General features: G+C 70.5%; 13 protein-coding genes. 5 read left to right on the plus strand and 8 right to left on the minus strand.

The window, feature by feature from the left end; all coding sequences use genetic code 11:
* Window positions 1–170: 170 nt before the first annotated feature.
* The 7 genes from ACIBF5_RS29895 to ssd are packed head-to-tail and all read right to left on the minus strand — an operon-like array spanning window position 171 to window position 5,089.
* The gene (locus ACIBF5_RS29895; RefSeq protein ID WP_396816276.1) at window positions 171–536 is read right to left on the minus strand and encodes an Rv3654c family TadE-like protein; all 366 of its coding nucleotides are present in this window, start codon (window positions 534–536) and stop codon (window positions 171–173) included.
* Window positions 533–979, minus strand: a complete 447-nt coding sequence (locus tag ACIBF5_RS29900; protein ID WP_396816277.1) for a TadE family type IV pilus minor pilin — start codon at window positions 977–979, stop codon at window positions 533–535. The genes ACIBF5_RS29895 and ACIBF5_RS29900 overlap by 4 nt, the downstream gene beginning before the upstream one ends.
* A 40-nt stretch (window positions 980–1,019) precedes the next feature.
* Window positions 1,020–1,187: a DUF4244 domain-containing protein gene (locus tag ACIBF5_RS29905; RefSeq protein WP_121162425.1), complete on the minus strand. Its 168-nt coding sequence runs from the start codon at window positions 1,185–1,187 to the stop codon at window positions 1,020–1,022.
* Window positions 1,188–1,216: 29 nt separating this feature from the next.
* A complete protein-coding gene (locus ACIBF5_RS29910) occupies window positions 1,217–1,963 on the minus strand; it encodes a type II secretion system F family protein (RefSeq protein WP_396816278.1) in 747 nt (248 codons plus the stop codon).
* Window positions 1,963–2,790 (minus strand): type II secretion system F family protein, encoded by an 828-nt coding sequence (locus tag ACIBF5_RS29915; RefSeq protein WP_396816279.1) that lies wholly within the window; start codon window positions 2,788–2,790, stop codon window positions 1,963–1,965. The genes ACIBF5_RS29910 and ACIBF5_RS29915 overlap by 1 nt, the downstream gene beginning before the upstream one ends.
* Complete coding sequence (locus ACIBF5_RS29920) at window positions 2,787–4,037, minus strand: TadA family conjugal transfer-associated ATPase (RefSeq protein ID WP_396816280.1); 1,251 nt, start codon at window positions 4,035–4,037, stop codon at window positions 2,787–2,789. The genes ACIBF5_RS29915 and ACIBF5_RS29920 overlap by 4 nt, the downstream gene beginning before the upstream one ends.
* Window positions 4,034–5,089, minus strand: coding sequence for a septum site-determining protein Ssd (gene ssd / locus ACIBF5_RS29925; RefSeq protein ID WP_396816287.1), 1,056 nt, complete (start codon window positions 5,087–5,089; stop codon window positions 4,034–4,036). Before ssd ends, ACIBF5_RS29920 begins: the two co-directional genes overlap by 4 nt.
* 336 nt (window positions 5,090–5,425) lie before the next feature.
* Between ssd and ACIBF5_RS29930 the strand changes: the two genes are divergently transcribed.
* The 3 genes from ACIBF5_RS29930 (at window position 5,426) to ACIBF5_RS29940 (ending at window position 10,067) form a co-directional block, all read left to right on the plus strand.
* On the plus strand, window positions 5,426–6,472 hold the full coding sequence (locus tag ACIBF5_RS29930) for an alpha/beta hydrolase (protein WP_396816281.1): 1,047 nt from the start codon (window positions 5,426–5,428) through the stop codon (window positions 6,470–6,472).
* A 192-nt stretch (window positions 6,473–6,664) separates the two neighbouring features.
* The gene (locus tag ACIBF5_RS29935) at window positions 6,665–8,800 is read left to right on the plus strand and encodes an acyltransferase family protein (protein ID WP_396816282.1); all 2,136 of its coding nucleotides are present in this window, start codon (window positions 6,665–6,667) and stop codon (window positions 8,798–8,800) included.
* A 445-nt stretch (window positions 8,801–9,245) separates the two neighbouring features.
* Entirely contained in the window at window positions 9,246–10,067 is an 822-nt protein-coding gene (locus ACIBF5_RS29940; protein ID WP_211349310.1) for an HAD family phosphatase, read from the plus strand.
* A 2-nt stretch (window positions 10,068–10,069) separates the two neighbouring features.
* Here the strand turns inward: ACIBF5_RS29940 and ACIBF5_RS29945 are convergent, their stop codons facing one another.
* Entirely contained in the window at window positions 10,070–10,816 is a 747-nt protein-coding gene (locus ACIBF5_RS29945) for an oxidoreductase (protein ID WP_396816283.1), read from the minus strand.
* A gap of 232 nt (window positions 10,817–11,048) precedes the next feature.
* Here ACIBF5_RS29945 and acs point away from each other — a divergent pair, with 232 nt between their 5' ends.
* Both acs and ACIBF5_RS29955 read left to right on the plus strand, forming a co-directional pair.
* Window positions 11,049–13,013 carry an acetate--CoA ligase gene (gene acs / locus ACIBF5_RS29950; RefSeq protein WP_396816284.1) on the plus strand — a complete coding sequence of 655 codons (1,965 nt, stop codon included), beginning with the start codon at window positions 11,049–11,051 and terminating at the stop codon, window positions 13,011–13,013.
* Between the two features lie 291 nt (window positions 13,014–13,304).
* Entirely contained in the window at window positions 13,305–15,665 is a 2,361-nt protein-coding gene (locus ACIBF5_RS29955) for an immune inhibitor A domain-containing protein (protein ID WP_396816285.1), read from the plus strand.
* The last annotated feature ends 149 nt before the right edge of the window (window positions 15,666–15,814 follow it).

Below are 15,814 nucleotides of genomic sequence, written 5' to 3' on the forward strand. Positions count from 1 at the left end.
CGGGGCGGGCCGCCCGCCGCCGGCCGGCGCGGGGCCCCCCCCCCCCCCCGCCGCCCCGCCCCCCGCCCCCCCCCCCCCCCCCCCCCCGGCGGGCCCCCCCCCCCCCCCGGGGGGGGGGCCCCCCCCCCACCACAGTGGATTGACGACCGGTGGTCAGGCACGACCGGTGGTCAGGATCGGATGGGGCCGGCTCGGGCGGTTGCTCGGGCGACCCGGGTCAGTCCGGGTAGCGGGTGGACTGTCATCTCGACCACGAGTTGCAGGTCGAGGTCGTCCACCACGCACTCGACCATCCGGCCACCGTTGGCGGTAACCAGGTCGGCGGCGCGCACACAGGCCACGGCCGGGCCTTCGAGCGTACGGGCGGCGCCGGCCAGGGCGCCGAAGTCGGCCGCCGCCCTCGCCTGGCGCTTCGCCACCCGGGCCGCACCGACGGCCGCCCCCGCCATTCCGGCCATGACCAGCGTCAACCCGACCGCGAGCAGCCACAGCGACGCGCTCCCCCGGTCCCGTCCACCCGTCCTCGGCCCGGTCACCACACCGCCTCCGGCTGTCGTGGCCCCGCCCACGACAACGGCTCCGGTTCACCCGGTTCACCCGGTTCACCCGGTTCACCTGGTTCACCTGGTTCACCCGGTTCGACCGCTGCCACCGCTGTCGCGGTGACGGTCAGGCGGGGCAGTCGGGTGCCGAAGGCGCGGACCGGTGCGCGTACGGTCGCGACCGCCCGCTCACCCACGACGGTGACTGCGACGGTGGCGTCGGGTGGGGCGGACCGGAGGCCGGCCGGCACCCCGGGTTCACCCCGGGAGGCAGCGAGCGCCGCCTCCCGGGCCGCGTCCACACACTGCGCCTTCACGGTCACCGCGCCGACGGCGGTCAGCCCGACGAGAAGGAGCAGCACCAGCGCCGGCAGGCCGGCCGCCAACTCGGCGGTGAACGAGCCCCGGTCGTGGTCGGCCCACCGGCGCCGGATCACCTCGATGCCCTGTCGATGACAGTCGTCAGGCCGGGCGGACTCACTTCAGCGCCCGGTCGATGACGGCGGTCAGGGCCGACTGGACGTTGCCGGACGAAAGAACCTTCAGGAGGATGCCGGCGAACGCGACGGCGGCGAGGGTGCCGACGGCGTACTCGGCGGTGTTCATTCCGGCGTCGCCGCGCAGCCGGGCCCTCAGTTTGCGGATCACGGTGATTTCCCTTCCTCGTACGGATCTCAGAGCACGTCACCGAGTACGGCGACGATCACCGGCACCAGACCGGCGAGAATGAAGGCGGGCAGGAAGCAGAGCCCGAGTGGCAGCACGATCAGCACCCCGGCGCGGCGGGCCGCCGCCTCGACCGTGGTGGCCCGGTCGGCGCGCAGGTCGTCGGCGAGCCGGGTGAGAGCACCGGCGAGCGCGGCACCGCTGGTGGACGTACGGACGGCGGCGGCGGTGAGCCGGTCGGCACCGGTGACCGAGCCGAGGTGCGCCCACGCCTCCTCCGACTCACCGCCGAGTCGCAGCGTCCGTCCGACCCGGTGCAGCCGTTCGCCGAGCGGCCCGCCGAGCGCCTCGGCGACCGACAGCACCGCCCGGTCGACCGGCGCTCCGGCGCGCAGCGCCGCAGCCAGCAGATCCGCGCCGAGAGGCAGGTCGGCGACCTCCCGCAGTCGAAGGCGACGGGCCCGTGCCGGCTCGAAGCGTCGGAGCAGCCGGTCCAGCAGGACACCGGCAAGCACCCCGGCAAGCGGGCCGGTCCAGCCGCCGAACACCACCGCGACGGCCACTCCGCCGAGCAGGGCACCGGCCCGGATCGGATCGGGGCGCCACCGCGTACCAGCGGTGGTCGGGGCGGATCGGGCACCGGCGAGGCCCAGTCGGAGCAGTCGGTGTCGGGGGACCTGACCAGCGGGTCGGCCGATGGCGAGCGCCACGGCGGCCACGGTCAGGGCGAGCACGGTCAGGGTCTCCGACGACATCAGGTCGCCCGCCGCGCACTGGTGCTGAGTCGGTCCGCCCAGGCCAACCCCGCGAGTTGCAGCACGATGGCACCGATCGCGCAGGCCGCACCGATCGGCGTACGCAGCAGCACGGCGAGCGGGTCGACCCCGATGCCGTAGCCGAGCGCGATCCCGCCCAGGGGCAACCCGGCGAGCAGCATCGCGGTCGCCCGTGCCCCGGCGGCCTGCGCGGCGGCAGCGGCCAGACCACGGTCCATCGCCCTGGCATCGGCCTCGATCCGCTCCAACAGGTCCGCCAGGGGTGCACCGGTCTGCTCGGCGAGCCGCACCGCGGCCCGAACCAGCTCGTCGATCCGTTCCGCCGGACTGGCGACCTTCCCACGTGCAGGGCTCGTCGTCGGTGCACTGACGGGGGCGACTGGCAGCCCGGCCCGCAGGTCGGCGGCGAGTCCGACAAGGCTGTCCAGTTGCCGGCGGCGGCTCTGCTCGACGCTCCGGACGATCTGTCGACGCCACACCGCCCGCGCGACGAGCCCCCCGTACGCCAGTCCCGCTGCCGCCGCGACCGGCCCGCCGAGTACCGCGCCGACGGTCGCGACCAGCCCCGCCACGGCGAGGACGAACCGCCCGGGTCGGCGTTCGACCCATTGCCGGGACGACCCGCGCCACCCGGGCCCGACCTTCCGGCCGGTTCTGACCCACCGCCCGTTCCCCTCCCGCCGTCCGGCCTCCGCCGGGGCGCTGGCGAGTGCTCGCCACCTCGCCCGGTTGCCGGCCGGAGACCAGGCGGTCAACGCGGCGGCGCCGATCAGGCAGACGATGGCGAGCCACCCTTCGCCGGTCACGACGACCTGCCCCGCGTGGGCAGTGGCGCCGCAGGGGTGAGCGCCGCCGGCACCGGGACCGCCCGGTCGATGAGCACCGCCGGCACCGGCACTCCCCGGTCGGTGAGTAGCCGGGCCAGGGCAGCCGCCGCCGGTCCCGGACCGCCCGTACGACGCCAGGCGGGTACGACGGTGACCAGTCGTTCCGGACCACTCGGCAGCAGCAGGCAGACGGCTTCCAGCACCCGTCCCGTCCCGGTTCGGCGCACCTGGAGCAGGACCTGGAGTGCGGCGGTGACCTGCGCGTGCAGGGCCACCCGGGGCAGGCCGCCGAGCAGGCCGAGGGCCTCCAACCGGGCCGGTACGTCGGCCGGGGCGTTCGCGTGCAGGGTGCCCGCCCCGCCGTCGTGCCCGGTGTTCAGTGCCGCGAGCAGGTCGACCACTTCGGCGCCCCGGCACTCGCCGACCACGATCCGGTCCGGTCGCATCCGCAGTGCCTGGCGGACCAGGTCACTGAGGCCGACCGAGCCGGTTCCTTCCACGTTCGCCGTACGCGCCTGGAGGCCGACCACGTGCGGGTGCACCGGGCGTAGTTCGGCGGCGTCCTCGACCAGCACGATCCGTTCGGTCGACGGCACCAGCCCGAGCAGTGTGTTGAGCAGGGTGGTCTTGCCGGAACCGGTGCCGCCCACCACCAGGTACGCCAGGCGTGCGGCGACCACGGCGGCAAGCAGCGGTGCCGCCGGCCGGGGCACGGTGCCGTGCTGGACCAGTTCGTCCAGGGTGAACGGCCGTTGCCGGAAGGTACGCAGCGACAGGTACGGCCCGTCGGTCGCCACCGGTGGCAGGACGGCGTGCAGTCGGGTGCCGTCCGGCAGCCGCCCGTCGACGTACGGGCAGCCCTCGTCGAGCCGTCGACCACAACCGGCGGCGAGTCGCTGGGCGAGCCGGCGTACGTCGTCGGGGCTGCCAAGGGTGATCGTGGAACGTTGCAGGCCGTGTCCCCGGTCGACCCAGACCCGCGCCCCGTTGACCAGCACGTCGGTGACGTCGGTGTCGGCGAGCAGCGGCGCGAGCGGGCCGGCGCCGACGAGGTCGTCGTGCACCTGGCCGGCCATGCGCAGCACGGTGGTGTCGCCGAGGACGGCCGCTCTCGGCTCGTCGCGTACGGCTGCCACCACGGCGGCCGGGGTGATCGCCGTACCGTCGGTGGCGAATCGACGACGGACCTGTCCTGCCAGGTCGGCACCGCTCGCCCGGCCGGTCATGCCGCGCCCTGCGCCGACGCGCCGTCGAGGTCGGCGAGGAGGCGTTGGCAGAGGGTGGCGAGCGGGCCGCGTCCGGTCGCCGCCGGGGCCTCGCCCCGCTCCAGCCCCCGGCTGAGCCCCGGCTCCGGACGCAACGTTCCGGCCAGCGGCAGGTGCAGCGCCCCGGCAATCTCCCGTGCCTTCAGTCGGCCGGGCGCCGGACCGCGCACGATCACCGCGAGGTCGGCACAGTGTGGATCGACGGCGGCGACCACCCGCGCCGCCGCGGCGACCGCGCGCAACTCGGCGGGAACCACGACATACACCTGGTCGGCGGCCTGTAGCGCGATCACGGCCGGGTCGTCGAGTTGTCGGGGCAGGTCGACGACGACCAGGTCACGACCGCGTCGGGCGGCGTCCATGGTGGCCGCCATCGCCTCGGCCGGCAGGCTGAACAGGTCGCCCCGGTCCCAGGAGAGCATGACCAGGTCGCCTCGGCTCGGCAGGGCCCGGACCAGGGCGGGTGCGTCGACCCGGCCGTCGGCTTCGGTGAGCGAGGGCCAGCGCAGCCCTTCGAGCTGCTCCCAGCCGAGGACCAGGTCCAGGCCGCCGCCGAGCGGGTCGGCGTCGACCAGCAGGGTCCGCAGCCCGCCGCGTACGGCGGTGACGGCGAGTCCGCCGGCCAGCACGCTCGCCCCGGCGCCGCCCCGACCGCCGACCACGGCCACCACCCGTCCGACGACGCCGCCGGATGCTCCGGGTACGCCGTCGGCGAAGCGGTCCACCAGCCACGGTTCGGCGGCGGGCAGCATCGCGACGTGCTCGGCGCCGATCAGCTCGGCGATGTCCCAGCCGGGGTCGGCGGGTCCGGACCGGCCGACCAGCACCACCCGGGGGCGGCGCGGCAGCCGTGCCCGCAGACAGGACTGTGCCTGGTCGGTGCCGACCAGGATCAGGGGTGCGGCGCCCCACCGGGAGCGGGCGGCGGCCGGGTCGGCGGCCACCTCGACCTCGGTGCCGCCGGCTGCGGCAAGCCGGAGCAGGTCGTCGAGGAGGTCGCCGTCGGAGGTCAGCACGAGCGGTCGACGCGGTCCAGGGTGGACAGGGGTACGGGGTGGCATCGCGGTCTCCAGCGGCGGCGTCGGTACGGGGTGACCGACCCACCCTGGAACGGCCGGAACCTCACCTCCACCGCATCCCGCTCAGGCTGTGGATAACTCCGCAGCCTGTGGATAACCGGCGTAGCCGAACCAGATCTGCTATGCGAACTACACCAAAACGGGTGAAAGTGGGTGCTTCATTCGTGTCGGGCCATCGAACGGCTCGCGATATTCGCCCCCCGATTCGGGTAGCCACGAAGGAGAGCAGCCGCTACCGCAGCAGTGCCTGCTGTGTGAGGAGGAGCGACCATGGCTCAGGCAGTGAGTACGGTCGTGTTGGAGCCCGCCGCGCGGGAGTTGGCCAGGATGACGTCCCAGCCACCGTTCATGTACCAGATCCCGCCGCACGAGGGCCGGGCCAAGCTCACCGACCTGCAGTCGACCAACATCGCCAGGCCGGCGGCCGAGTCGGAGAACCTGATGGTTCCCGGCGGCCCCTCCGGCCAGGTCCCGGTACGGATCGTGCGTCCGGCCCGGAGCGGCGGACCGGACGGGAGCGGCGGGCTCGGCGACCGCGTACGGGGCATCGCCCAGGACATGATGCGGCCTCGGAGCAGCCAGCAGGGCATGCCGGTGGTGCTCTACATCCACGGCGGCGGTTGGGTCTTCGGTGACTCGTTCACCCACGACCGCCTGATCCGGGAGATCGCCACCCAGGCGGACGCGGCGGTGGTCTTCCCCGAATACAGCCGCTCCCCCGAGGCGAGGTTCCCGGTGGCCCTGGAGGAGTGTTACGCGGTCGCTCAGTGGATCACCGAGCAGGGGTCGGAGTTCGACCTCGACCCGTCCCGGATCGCCATCGCCGCCGACTCCGCCGGCGCCAACATCGCCGCGGTCGTCACGATGCTGGCGAAGCAGCGCGGCGGGCCACAGTTCCGCCACCAGGTGCTCTGGTACCCGGTGACAGACGCGAACTTCGACACCGACAGCTACCGGGAGTTCGCCAGCGGCTTCTACCTGAGCCGGGACGAGATGATGTGGTTCTGGGACCAGTACCTGCCGGACCGCGGCAAACGGAACGACCCGATGGCCGCACCACTGCGGGCCAGCATCGACCAACTCCACGGCCTGCCACCCGCACTGATCGTCACGGAGGAGGCGGACCCGCTGCGCGACGAGGGCGAGGCGTACGCGGCCAAGCTCCGCCAGGCCGGCGTACCGGTCGCCCAGGTCCGCTACCAGGGCATGATCCACGACTTCGTCATGCTCGACACGTTGGCCAAGACCAGCGCCGCCCGTGCCGCCACCGCCCAGGGCGCGCAGACGCTACGTACCGCCCTGCACGACGGCCCATAAACCGCTCGGATACGCAGGCGCCGCCCCGGTCCGCCGACGACCGGGGCGGCGCCCCGCGCTGTCAACTCAGCCATCTCGTCGCGTCACCAAAAGCCACGTCATCCCGACGGTCCGCCGTCCAGATCGGTCATCCGCACGGTAACCACCTGCGCTAAACTCCGCTCCGCTCGAGCCCTCCTCGAATGGAGCAAGATGGAACTAACGCTCGCCGATACCCGACCGACCGGGGCGAGCACGGTACGCCCAGACCGGACCCAAAAGGACAAATTCCGTCCAGATATCCAAGGACTCCGAGCCATCGCGGTCGGAGTAGTCGTTCTCTACCACCTGTGGCCACAACGCCTGAGTGGCGGCTACGTGGGCGTCGACGTTTTCTTCGTGATTTCCGGGTATCTGATCACAAGCCACCTGTGGCGCGAGACGAGAGACCACGGACGGATCGCCTTGCGGTCGTTCTACGCCCGTCGCGCACTACGTCTGCTCCCGGCGTCACTCCTAGTGCTCGCGTGTACGGCCCTAGCGTCGCTACTGATCCTGCCCGATGCACGGTGGGACAATACGTTCAAACAGATCGTGGCAAGCGCGGCGTATGTCGAGAACTGGCAACTGGCTCGGAACTCCACCAACTATCTCCTACAGGATGCTGCGGACAGTCCGGTTCAGCATTTCTGGTCGCTCTCGGTGGAGGAGCAGTTCTACGCCGCCTGGCCCCTGCTGATCATCGCAACAGTGTGGCTGGTCGCCCGTCTCCGGACCGCCGCCTCGGAGAATGTCCGCCGACGCTCCATCATGGCCGCACTGAGCCTTCTGCTCATCGCGTCGCTGGTCTATTCAGTGTACGCGACGGAAACCGCGCCGAACCTGGCGTACTTCATTACGCCCACCCGCGTATGGGAGTTCGCCCTCGGGGCGATGTGCGCGCTACTCGTTCTTCACAAGGCCAAGTGGCTCACGTTCCGCACCATCCTCGGGTGGCTAGGCCTGACCGCAATTCTTTTCTCCGCCTACTTCTACACGAAGAACACACCATTCCCGGGCTACACCGCCTTGCTGCCCACCCTCGGCGCGGCCGGACTCATCGTGGCCCCACAGCACCAATCGCCCACTTCGGTGTCGTGGTGGCTCTCACGGCGTCCGGCGACCTGGATCGGCGACATCTCGTACGCCGTCTACCTCTGGCATTGGCCCCTTCTCATTCTGGTGCCGATGGCACTTGACCAGGACCTGTCAATGATGCTGAGGCTGGCGATCCTGGCCGCGACGATCGTAATCTCCTGGCTGAGCACCTACCTGTTCGAGACGCCCGTACGCCAACACAACTTCCTCCGGTCCAGGCGTTGGCCTTCACTTGCCATCGCCACAGGAGGCGTCGCAGCCATGGTGGCAGTACTCCTGGTGTCCTCGATAATCTTCCAGGCGCGAATCAAGGCGGCCGAGGAAAGATTCACGAACGCGATTGGTGAGCCGTGCTTTGGTGCGGCTGTGTTCGACGAGGGGGCCTCGTGCTCCTCGATCTTCGGCGAGGGCCCCCTGATGTCCCCCTCACTCGCGGTCAAGGACCAGTCCAACCCCGAGTACAAGCGCTGCTCCGACTGGGTCGATACCAAGGCGATCGTCTCCTGCGAGTTCGGGCGACAGGATTCGCCGGTCAGGGTAGCCCTCGTCGGTGACTCCCACGCGCTGCAGTGGCTGGGCGCCGTCGAACGTTTGGCGGAACAAGGACGATGGCACATCACCACCTTTATCAAGACGTCCTGCGCCCTCGCCGACGGCGTACGAGATCTTCCGAGCCACCCGCTCGAGTATTGGCAGAACTGCGCGACATGGGGACAGGACGTCACGCAGCGCCTGGTCGCAGACGAACATCTCGACGCCGTGATCATCACGGCCAACACCAGCGAGTACAAGTTCCTACCAGTGAACAACGGACAGGACAGCAACGACCGCGCAAACGAGGCATTTCGGTCGGTGTTTCAGAAGATCACCTCCTCGGGCAAGAAGGTCGTGGTGATTCGGGATACACCCAACACCAATCTGGTCCCCATGCCGGAGTGTGTCGGTTCAAACCCGAACAATCTCTACGAGTGCACTCTGCCACGCGCGGAGGGGCTGCCACGCGACCCGCTTTCCGAGAGCACACTGAACACCGGTGACCCCAACCTGCACTTAATCGACCTCAGCGATGGGTTCTGCGATGACGAACGCTGCTACGGCGTCGCGGGCAACGTCATCGTCTATCGAGATACGAACCACCTGACCTGGCAGTACGCCCAGACGCTCGCACCGAGGCTGTGGACGGAGTTCAGCCAGGCGATCGGGGTCTCGTAGCGGTAACCGGGGAGCGCCCGGGATGCGGGGAAGCGGCGCGGTGGCGCAACTTCCCCGCATCCGCCGTCTTCGCGGGTCGGTCGACGCCGGCCATGGCGAGGCTGCCGGCACAGGGAGAGTCCCGGATAAGCGACGACCCCCGTCGGGGGGAGACGGGGGTCGTCTGGGGTTCGGCTCCGGGGGGGTCGAGCCGAACCCGCTCAGCGGTCACGGGGGGTGCAACCGCCGAGAGCTGCACTAGCACACGATATGAGAATGTGTCGTGAATACAAGCATGCCTGAGCAGACCGTATACGTCGAGTGGCGCACCCTCCACGCACCGCAAAGCGACGGCGCCCCGGCGTGATCACGATCACCGTCGGTGCCCCCGGAGGGCAGAGTGTCCGGGGCCACAACCAACCGGGTGACCCCGCGCACCCGCCGACCATAGACCATCCGGCTAGACTTGCGCGCCGTGGGCCGAAGTGCCGCTTTCTTCGATCTGGACAAGACCGTCATCGCGAAATCGAGCGCTCTGGCGTTCGGTAAGCCGTTCTACCGGGACGGGCTGATCTCGCGCAGAGACGTGGTCAAGTCCGCGTACGCGCAGCTCATGTTCCGGCTGGGCGGGATGAACGACCAGACGATGGCGCGTACCCGGGACTACCTGGCCGCCCTCTGCAAGGGCTGGCCGGTGGAACAGGTCCGCCAGATCGTCGCCGAGACACTGCATGAACTGATCAACCCCTACGTGTACGCCGAGGCCGCTGCCCTGATCGAGGAGCACCAGGCGGCCGGCCGGGACGTGGTGCTGGTCTCCGCCTCGGGCGAGGAGATGGTCCGCCCGATCGGCGAACTGCTCGGCGTGACCGACGTGATCGCCACCCGGATGAGCGTCCAGGACGGGCGCTACAGCGGCGAGGTGGAGTTCTACGCGGCCGGCCCGGCGAAGGTCGACGGCGTACGGGAGCTGGCGCAGGCGCGCGGTTACGACCTCGCCGAGTCGTATGCGTACTCCGACTCGATCAGCGACCGCCCGCTGCTGGAGTGCGTGGGGCACCCTACTGCGGTCAACCCGGACCGGGCGCTGCGCAAACTCGCCACCGAGAACGGCTGGCCGGTGCTGGAGTTCCGGCACCCGATCCCGCTCGGCCGGCGCCTGCGGGAACGCCCGGCGGTGCCGGTGGCCGCCGCCGCGCTCGGCGTCGGTGTCGGGGTCGCCATCGGCATCGCCTGGTACGGCCGCCACCGCCGGACCCGTACCCCGTCGGCACAGAAGAGCACCTGAACTCAGGCTGCGGCAAGCACCTCGTCGCCGACCACGGTGACCTGCTCGGCACCGACCTCCACCGCCGTCGCGTAGTGCCGCAACCAGGAACGGACACCGTCCGGGGTGCCGGTGGCGAAGGCGCCGGCGGCGCCGACGTACTCCGGGGACCGCTCCTCGTGGCCGACGTCGACCGCGACCAACCCGCGCGGGTCGAACCCGGTGGAGATCAGGGTGAGCCGGGCGGCGGCGCGGGCCACCACCCCGGACGGGCCGGCGAACGGCCGCAGGGCGAGCAGTTCGCCGTGCACCACGGCGGCGAGCACCAGCGGCGACACCTTCGTCCCGCCGGTCAGCAGCCCGGCCAGGCCGTCGAGCCGGGCACCGGTCGCCGGATCGGCCACCGGTCGGCCGAGTTCTCGCTCGGGCAGCGCCCCCCGGGCAGCGAGTACGTGCAGCTTGGCGAGGACCTGCCGGGGTGCCCGGGTCCAGAGGTCGGCAAGTCCCGGCAGCGCCCCGGCGACCCGAAGCGCGCCCTGTAGCACCGGGTCGGTGACGGTGCCGGCACGGACCGCTTCGCGCTCGTACTCGTACCCCTCCAGGGCGGCGCTGGCCACCGCGGACCGGAGGCTGATCTCGGCCGCGACCTGGCCACCGTGCCGGCGCAACGCGCGGTGCCGCAACGCCTGGTCGACCCGCTCGCGGGCCCGGTCGACGGCGGGCCCGACCTCGGCGAGGGCGAGCAGCGGGGCGAGCGGGTCAGTGGTCACGAGCCCCACGCTAGCGACCCCTACGACCACCGGTCGCGGCAGCCGGCCCGAACGCCCCGACGGGGGCGGACCGGCCGGCGCGCGGCGGCGTTCACTCGGCGCGCCGGAGCGGCCAACGACACGGCCAACGCTCGCACCACCGGTGACAGCGCCGTTAACCTCCTACCGAGACGCATCTCACGCGACCATGAGGAGCCCCACCGATGAGCGAGCAGATGAGCGAGCACCGCGCATGAGCGAGACTTTGGCGAACCTGTTGCAGGAGACGCGGGAGTTCCCGCCCCCGAAGGAGCTGGCCGCCGCCGCCAACGTCAGCGCCGACGCGTACGCCGAGGCCGCCGACGACCGTCTCGGTTTCTGGGCGGAGCAGGCCCGCCGGCTGGACTGGGCCAAGCCATGGGACCAGGTCCTGGACTGGTCGAACCCGCCGTTCGCCAAATGGTTTGTCGGCGGGGAACTCAACGTCGCCTACAACTGCCTCGACCGGCACGTGGCCGCCGGCCGGGGCGACAAGGTCGCCATCCACTGGGAGGGCGAACCCGGCGACACCCGCACCCTCACCTACTCGGACCTGCACAAACTGACCTGCCAGGCGGCGAACGCCCTGACCGACCTCGGCGTCACCGCCGGTGACCGGGTGGCGATCTACCTGCCGATGATCCCGGAGGCCGCGGCGGCAATGCTCGCCTGTGCCCGGATCGGTGCCACCCACAGCGTCGTCTTCGGCGGTTTCTCCGCGGACGCGCTGAGCAACCGGATCCAGGACGCCACCGCCAAGGTCGTGATCACCGCCGACGGCGGCTACCGGCGCGGCAAGCCGTCGGCGCTCAAGCCGACCGTGGACGAGGCGGTCGCCGCCTCGTCCATCGTCGAGCACGTGCTGGTGGTACGGCGAACCGGGCAGGAGGTGGCCTGGACCGACAAGGACCACTGGTGGCACGAGACCGTGGAGACCGCGTCGACCGAGCACACCGCCGCCGCCTTCGACGCCGAGCACCCGCTCTTCATCCTCTACACCAGCGGGACGACCGCCCGTCCGAAGGGGATCCTGCACACCACCGGCGGCTACCTGACCCAGGCGTCGTACACCCACCACGCGGTCTTCGACCTGAAGCCGGAGACGGACGTCTACTGGTGCACCGCCGACATCGGCTGGGTCACCGGGCACTCGTACATCGTGTACGGACCGCTCTCCAACGGCGCCACCCAGGTCATGTACGAGGGCACCCCGGACACCCCGCACCGGGGCCGGTTCTGGGAGATCGTCGACAAGTACAAGGTGAGCATCCTCTACACCGCACCGACCCTGATCCGCACCATGATGAAGTGGGGCGACGACATCCCGCAGGGCTACGACCTGTCGTCGCTGCGGGTGCTCGGCAGCGTCGGTGAGCCGATCAACCCCGAGGCCTGGATGTGGTACAGGGAGCACGTCGGCCGGAACAGCGCGCCGATCGTCGACACCTGGTGGCAGACCGAGACGGGCGCCATCATGATTTCGCCGTTGCCCGGGGTGACCGCCACCAAGCCGGGCAGCGCGATGTCGCCGCTCCCCGGGATCAGCGCCGACGTGGTCGACGACCAGGGTGAGTCGGTGCCGAACGGCGGCGGCGGTTACCTGGTGCTGCGCGAGCCGTGGCCGTCGATGCTGCGCACCATCTGGGGTGACGACGAGCGTTTCGTCGACACGTACTGGTCCCGGTTCGCCGGCATGTACTTCGCCGGGGACGGCGCGAAGAAGGACGCCGACGGGCACCTGTGGCTGCTGGGCCGGGTGGACGACGTCATGCTCGTCTCCGGGCACAACATCTCCACCACCGAGGTCGAGTCGGCGTTGGTCTCGCACCCGTCGGTCGCCGAGGCCGCGGTGGTCGGGGCGACCGATCCGACGACCGGGCAGGCGATCGTCGCGTTCACCATTCCCCGGGGTCACGTCGACACCTCCGGTGCGGCCGGCGAGGAACTCATCACCGAACTGCGTAACCACGTCGCCCGTACGCTCGGACCGATCGCCAAGCCCCGGCAGATCATGCTCGTGCCGGAGCTGCCGAAGACCCGCTCCGGGAAGATCATGCGGCGGTTGCTGCGGGACGTGGCCGAGAACCGCTCGCTCGGCGACGTCACCACGCTCCAGGACTCGTCGGTGATGGAGCTGATCTCCTCCGGGCTGCAGTCCGGCAAGTCCGACGAGGACTGACCAGCGGCGATACCACCCGAAGGGCGCGGCTCCACCCGGAGCCGCGCCCTTCGTCGTACGTCCAGAACCGGCACCACCGGGGATGGCCGCTGTCAAGTTCCTCGATTTCCGGAAGTGAACATTCCGACGACTTGCCACACCTGGTCCGAGTCCGGCTAAACACCGGCGACCCACTCCATCGTCGCTCGTGACATCGGTGCATTTATCTGCAAAGGTAGTGACGATCATGAGTGACAGGTGTGGCGCTCTGCGCCACGTTCCTGTCACATTCCACGAAGGGAGGAGGACCCTTTGAGGAGAGATGTCTCCGCAGGGATGGCGAGCGTCGCGGCCGTCGTACTGGCGGCTGGTTTCGTTTCCGTTCCGGCGTACGGCGCCCCCAAGCCGTCGCCCACGTCGTCCGCGCGGGTCGCCGGTGCCGACCAGGACCCCACCGCGGCACACCGCGAGGACAACCTGCCCCACCCGCTCGGCGACCAGCAGGACGCGCTACGCCGTGAGGCGATCGCCGACCTACTGTCCGGCAAGTCCGCACCACAGCAGCGCAACGGCTCCGAGGTGGTCCGGGTCAAGGGCAACCGCTGGGTCGAGGTGAAGAAGAAGCCGGCCAAGGTCGACCCGATCTTCTCCATCCTGGTCGAGTTCGGCGACCAGGTGAACCCCCAGTACGGCGGCGCCGCCGGCCCGAAGCACAACCGGATCGCCCAACCGGACCGGGTCCTGGACGGCAGCGCCACCGACGACAACTCCACCATCTGGCAGGCCGACTTCAACCGGCAGAGCTACCTGGACCTGATGTACTCCACCAAGAAGGAGTCGATGGCCTCCTTCTACCTGGACCAGTCCGGTGGCAAGTACACCGTCGGCGGCGACGTCAGCGACTGGGTCACGGTGCCGTACAACGAGGCCCGCTACGGCAGCAACAACGTCGTCGAGACCGAGGGCGAGACCTACTGGCCCTTCGTCGAGGACACCGCCCAGGCGTGGTACGCCGCGCAACTCGCCGCCGGCAAGACCAAGGCCCAGATCACCCAGTACCTCAAGCAGTTCGACATCTGGGACCGGTACGACTTCGACGGTGACGGCGACTTCAACGAGCCGGACGGCTACGTCGACCACTTCCAGGCGATCCACGCCGGTGAGGGCGAAGAGGCCGGCGGCGGCGCCCAGGGTGCGGACGCGATCTGGTCGCACCGCTGGTACGCGTACCCGACGCGGATGGGCGACACCGGCCCCTCGTACAACGAGCGGGGCGGCGTGCCGCTGGGCGACTCGGGCCTCTGGATCGGTGACTACACCACCGAACCGGAGAACGGCGGCCTGGGTGTCTTCGCGCACGAGTTCGGCCACGACCTCGGCCTGCCGGACCTGTACGACGTCACCAACCGCACCGAGAACGGCACCGGTTTCTGGTCGCTCATGTCCGGCGGCTCGTGGCTCAACAAGGGCGGCGACAACATCGGTTCGATCCCGGGCTACATGGGCCCGTGGGAGAAGATGTTCCTCGGCTGGCTCGACTACAAGGTGGTCAACCAGGGCTCCGGCACCAAGTACGAGATCCTCGGCCCGGCGGGTGACAACAACGGGCCGCTGCCGCAGGCCGTGGTGGTCAACCTGCCGAGCAAGCGCAAGTACGTCGAGTACAACACCCCCACCTCCGGCCAGTACGAGTGGTGGACCGGCAGCGCCGACGACCTGGACATCAAGCTGACCCGGGACCTCGACCTGACCGGCGCCAGCACCGTCGCGCTGACCGCCAAGGGCTGGTACGACATTGAGGAGGGCTTCGACTTCCTCTTCGCCCAGGTGTCCGTCGACGGTGGACAGAACTGGGTGCAGGTCGGTGACCGGATCGACGCGAACTCGGGCGGCTGGCAGGACCTGAGCTGGGACCTCTCCGCGTGGGCCGGGCAAGCGGTCAAGTTCCGGTTCCGTTACTACAGCGACGGCGGTTACCACCTGGCCGGCGCGTTCCTCGACGACCTGAAGCTGGTCAAGAACGGCACCGTCGTCTGGAGTGACGATGTCGAGTCGGGCGACAACGGCTGGACCTCCGCCGGTTGGAGCCGATTCACCGGCACCGTCGACGAGCAGGTTCCGAACTTCTACATCGCGGAGAACCGGCAGTACGTCGGGTACGACAAGGGGCTCAAGACCGGTCCGTACAACTTCGGTTTCACCAACACCCGACCGAAGTTCGTCGAGCGGTTCCCGTACCAGGACGGTCTGCTGATCTGGCAGGTCGACTACAGCCAGGATGACAACAACACCTCGACCCACCCGGGTCAGGGCCTGGTGCTGCCGATCGACGCCCGTCCGGCCCCGATCGCCTGGCCGGGTACGTGCGCCGTGACGCCGTACAACCCGCAGGGGCTCTGCCTGCTCGCCAACCGGCGGCAGCCGTTCGACGCGACGTTCGGCCGGCAGAAGACCGACGCGATCACCCTGCACCGGCTCGGGGTTCCGTTGCAGGTGCCGTCGCGGCCCGGCATCCCCACGTTCGACGACTCGGACCCGAACCGCTACTGGTCCGCGGCGAACCCGGCCAACTCCGTCAAGGTTGCCGGTACCGGCACCAAGATCGAGGTTGTGCTGGAACTGGGCCTGCCGATCGGCACCAGCCTGATCAAGGTGAGCACGCCTCGGCGCTGACACCGGACAGGTGAGTGACAGGGGCCGGGGGGGGCGGCGCCGCGCCCCCCCCCCCCCCCCCGGGGGCCCCCCCCCCCCCGGGGGGCCCCGGGGGGGGGGGGGGGGGGGGGGCGCCCCCACCCCAACGGAGACGGGACCCCCCGGGGGGC

Source organism: Micromonospora sp. NPDC050417, from assembly GCF_044458865.1.
In the GTDB taxonomy this organism is placed as follows: Bacteria; Actinomycetota; Actinomycetes; order Mycobacteriales; family Micromonosporaceae; genus Micromonospora_G.

Bases quoted from the DNA above. Each gene is read 5' to 3' on its own strand.
- acs (WP_396816284.1), top strand. From the start codon at position 11,049: ATGAGCGAGACTTTGGCGAACCTGTTGCAGGAGACGCGGGAGTTCCCG.
- ACIBF5_RS29935 (WP_396816282.1), top strand. From the start codon at position 6,665: ATGGAACTAACGCTCGCCGATACCCGACCGACCGGGGCGAGCACGGTA.
- ACIBF5_RS29910 (WP_396816278.1), bottom strand. From the start codon at position 1,963: ATGTCGTCGGAGACCCTGACCGTGCTCGCCCTGACCGTGGCCGCCGTG.
- ACIBF5_RS29930 (WP_396816281.1), top strand. From the start codon at position 5,426: ATGGCTCAGGCAGTGAGTACGGTCGTGTTGGAGCCCGCCGCGCGGGAG.
- ACIBF5_RS29920 (WP_396816280.1), bottom strand. From the start codon at position 4,037: ATGACCGGCCGGGCGAGCGGTGCCGACCTGGCAGGACAGGTCCGTCGT.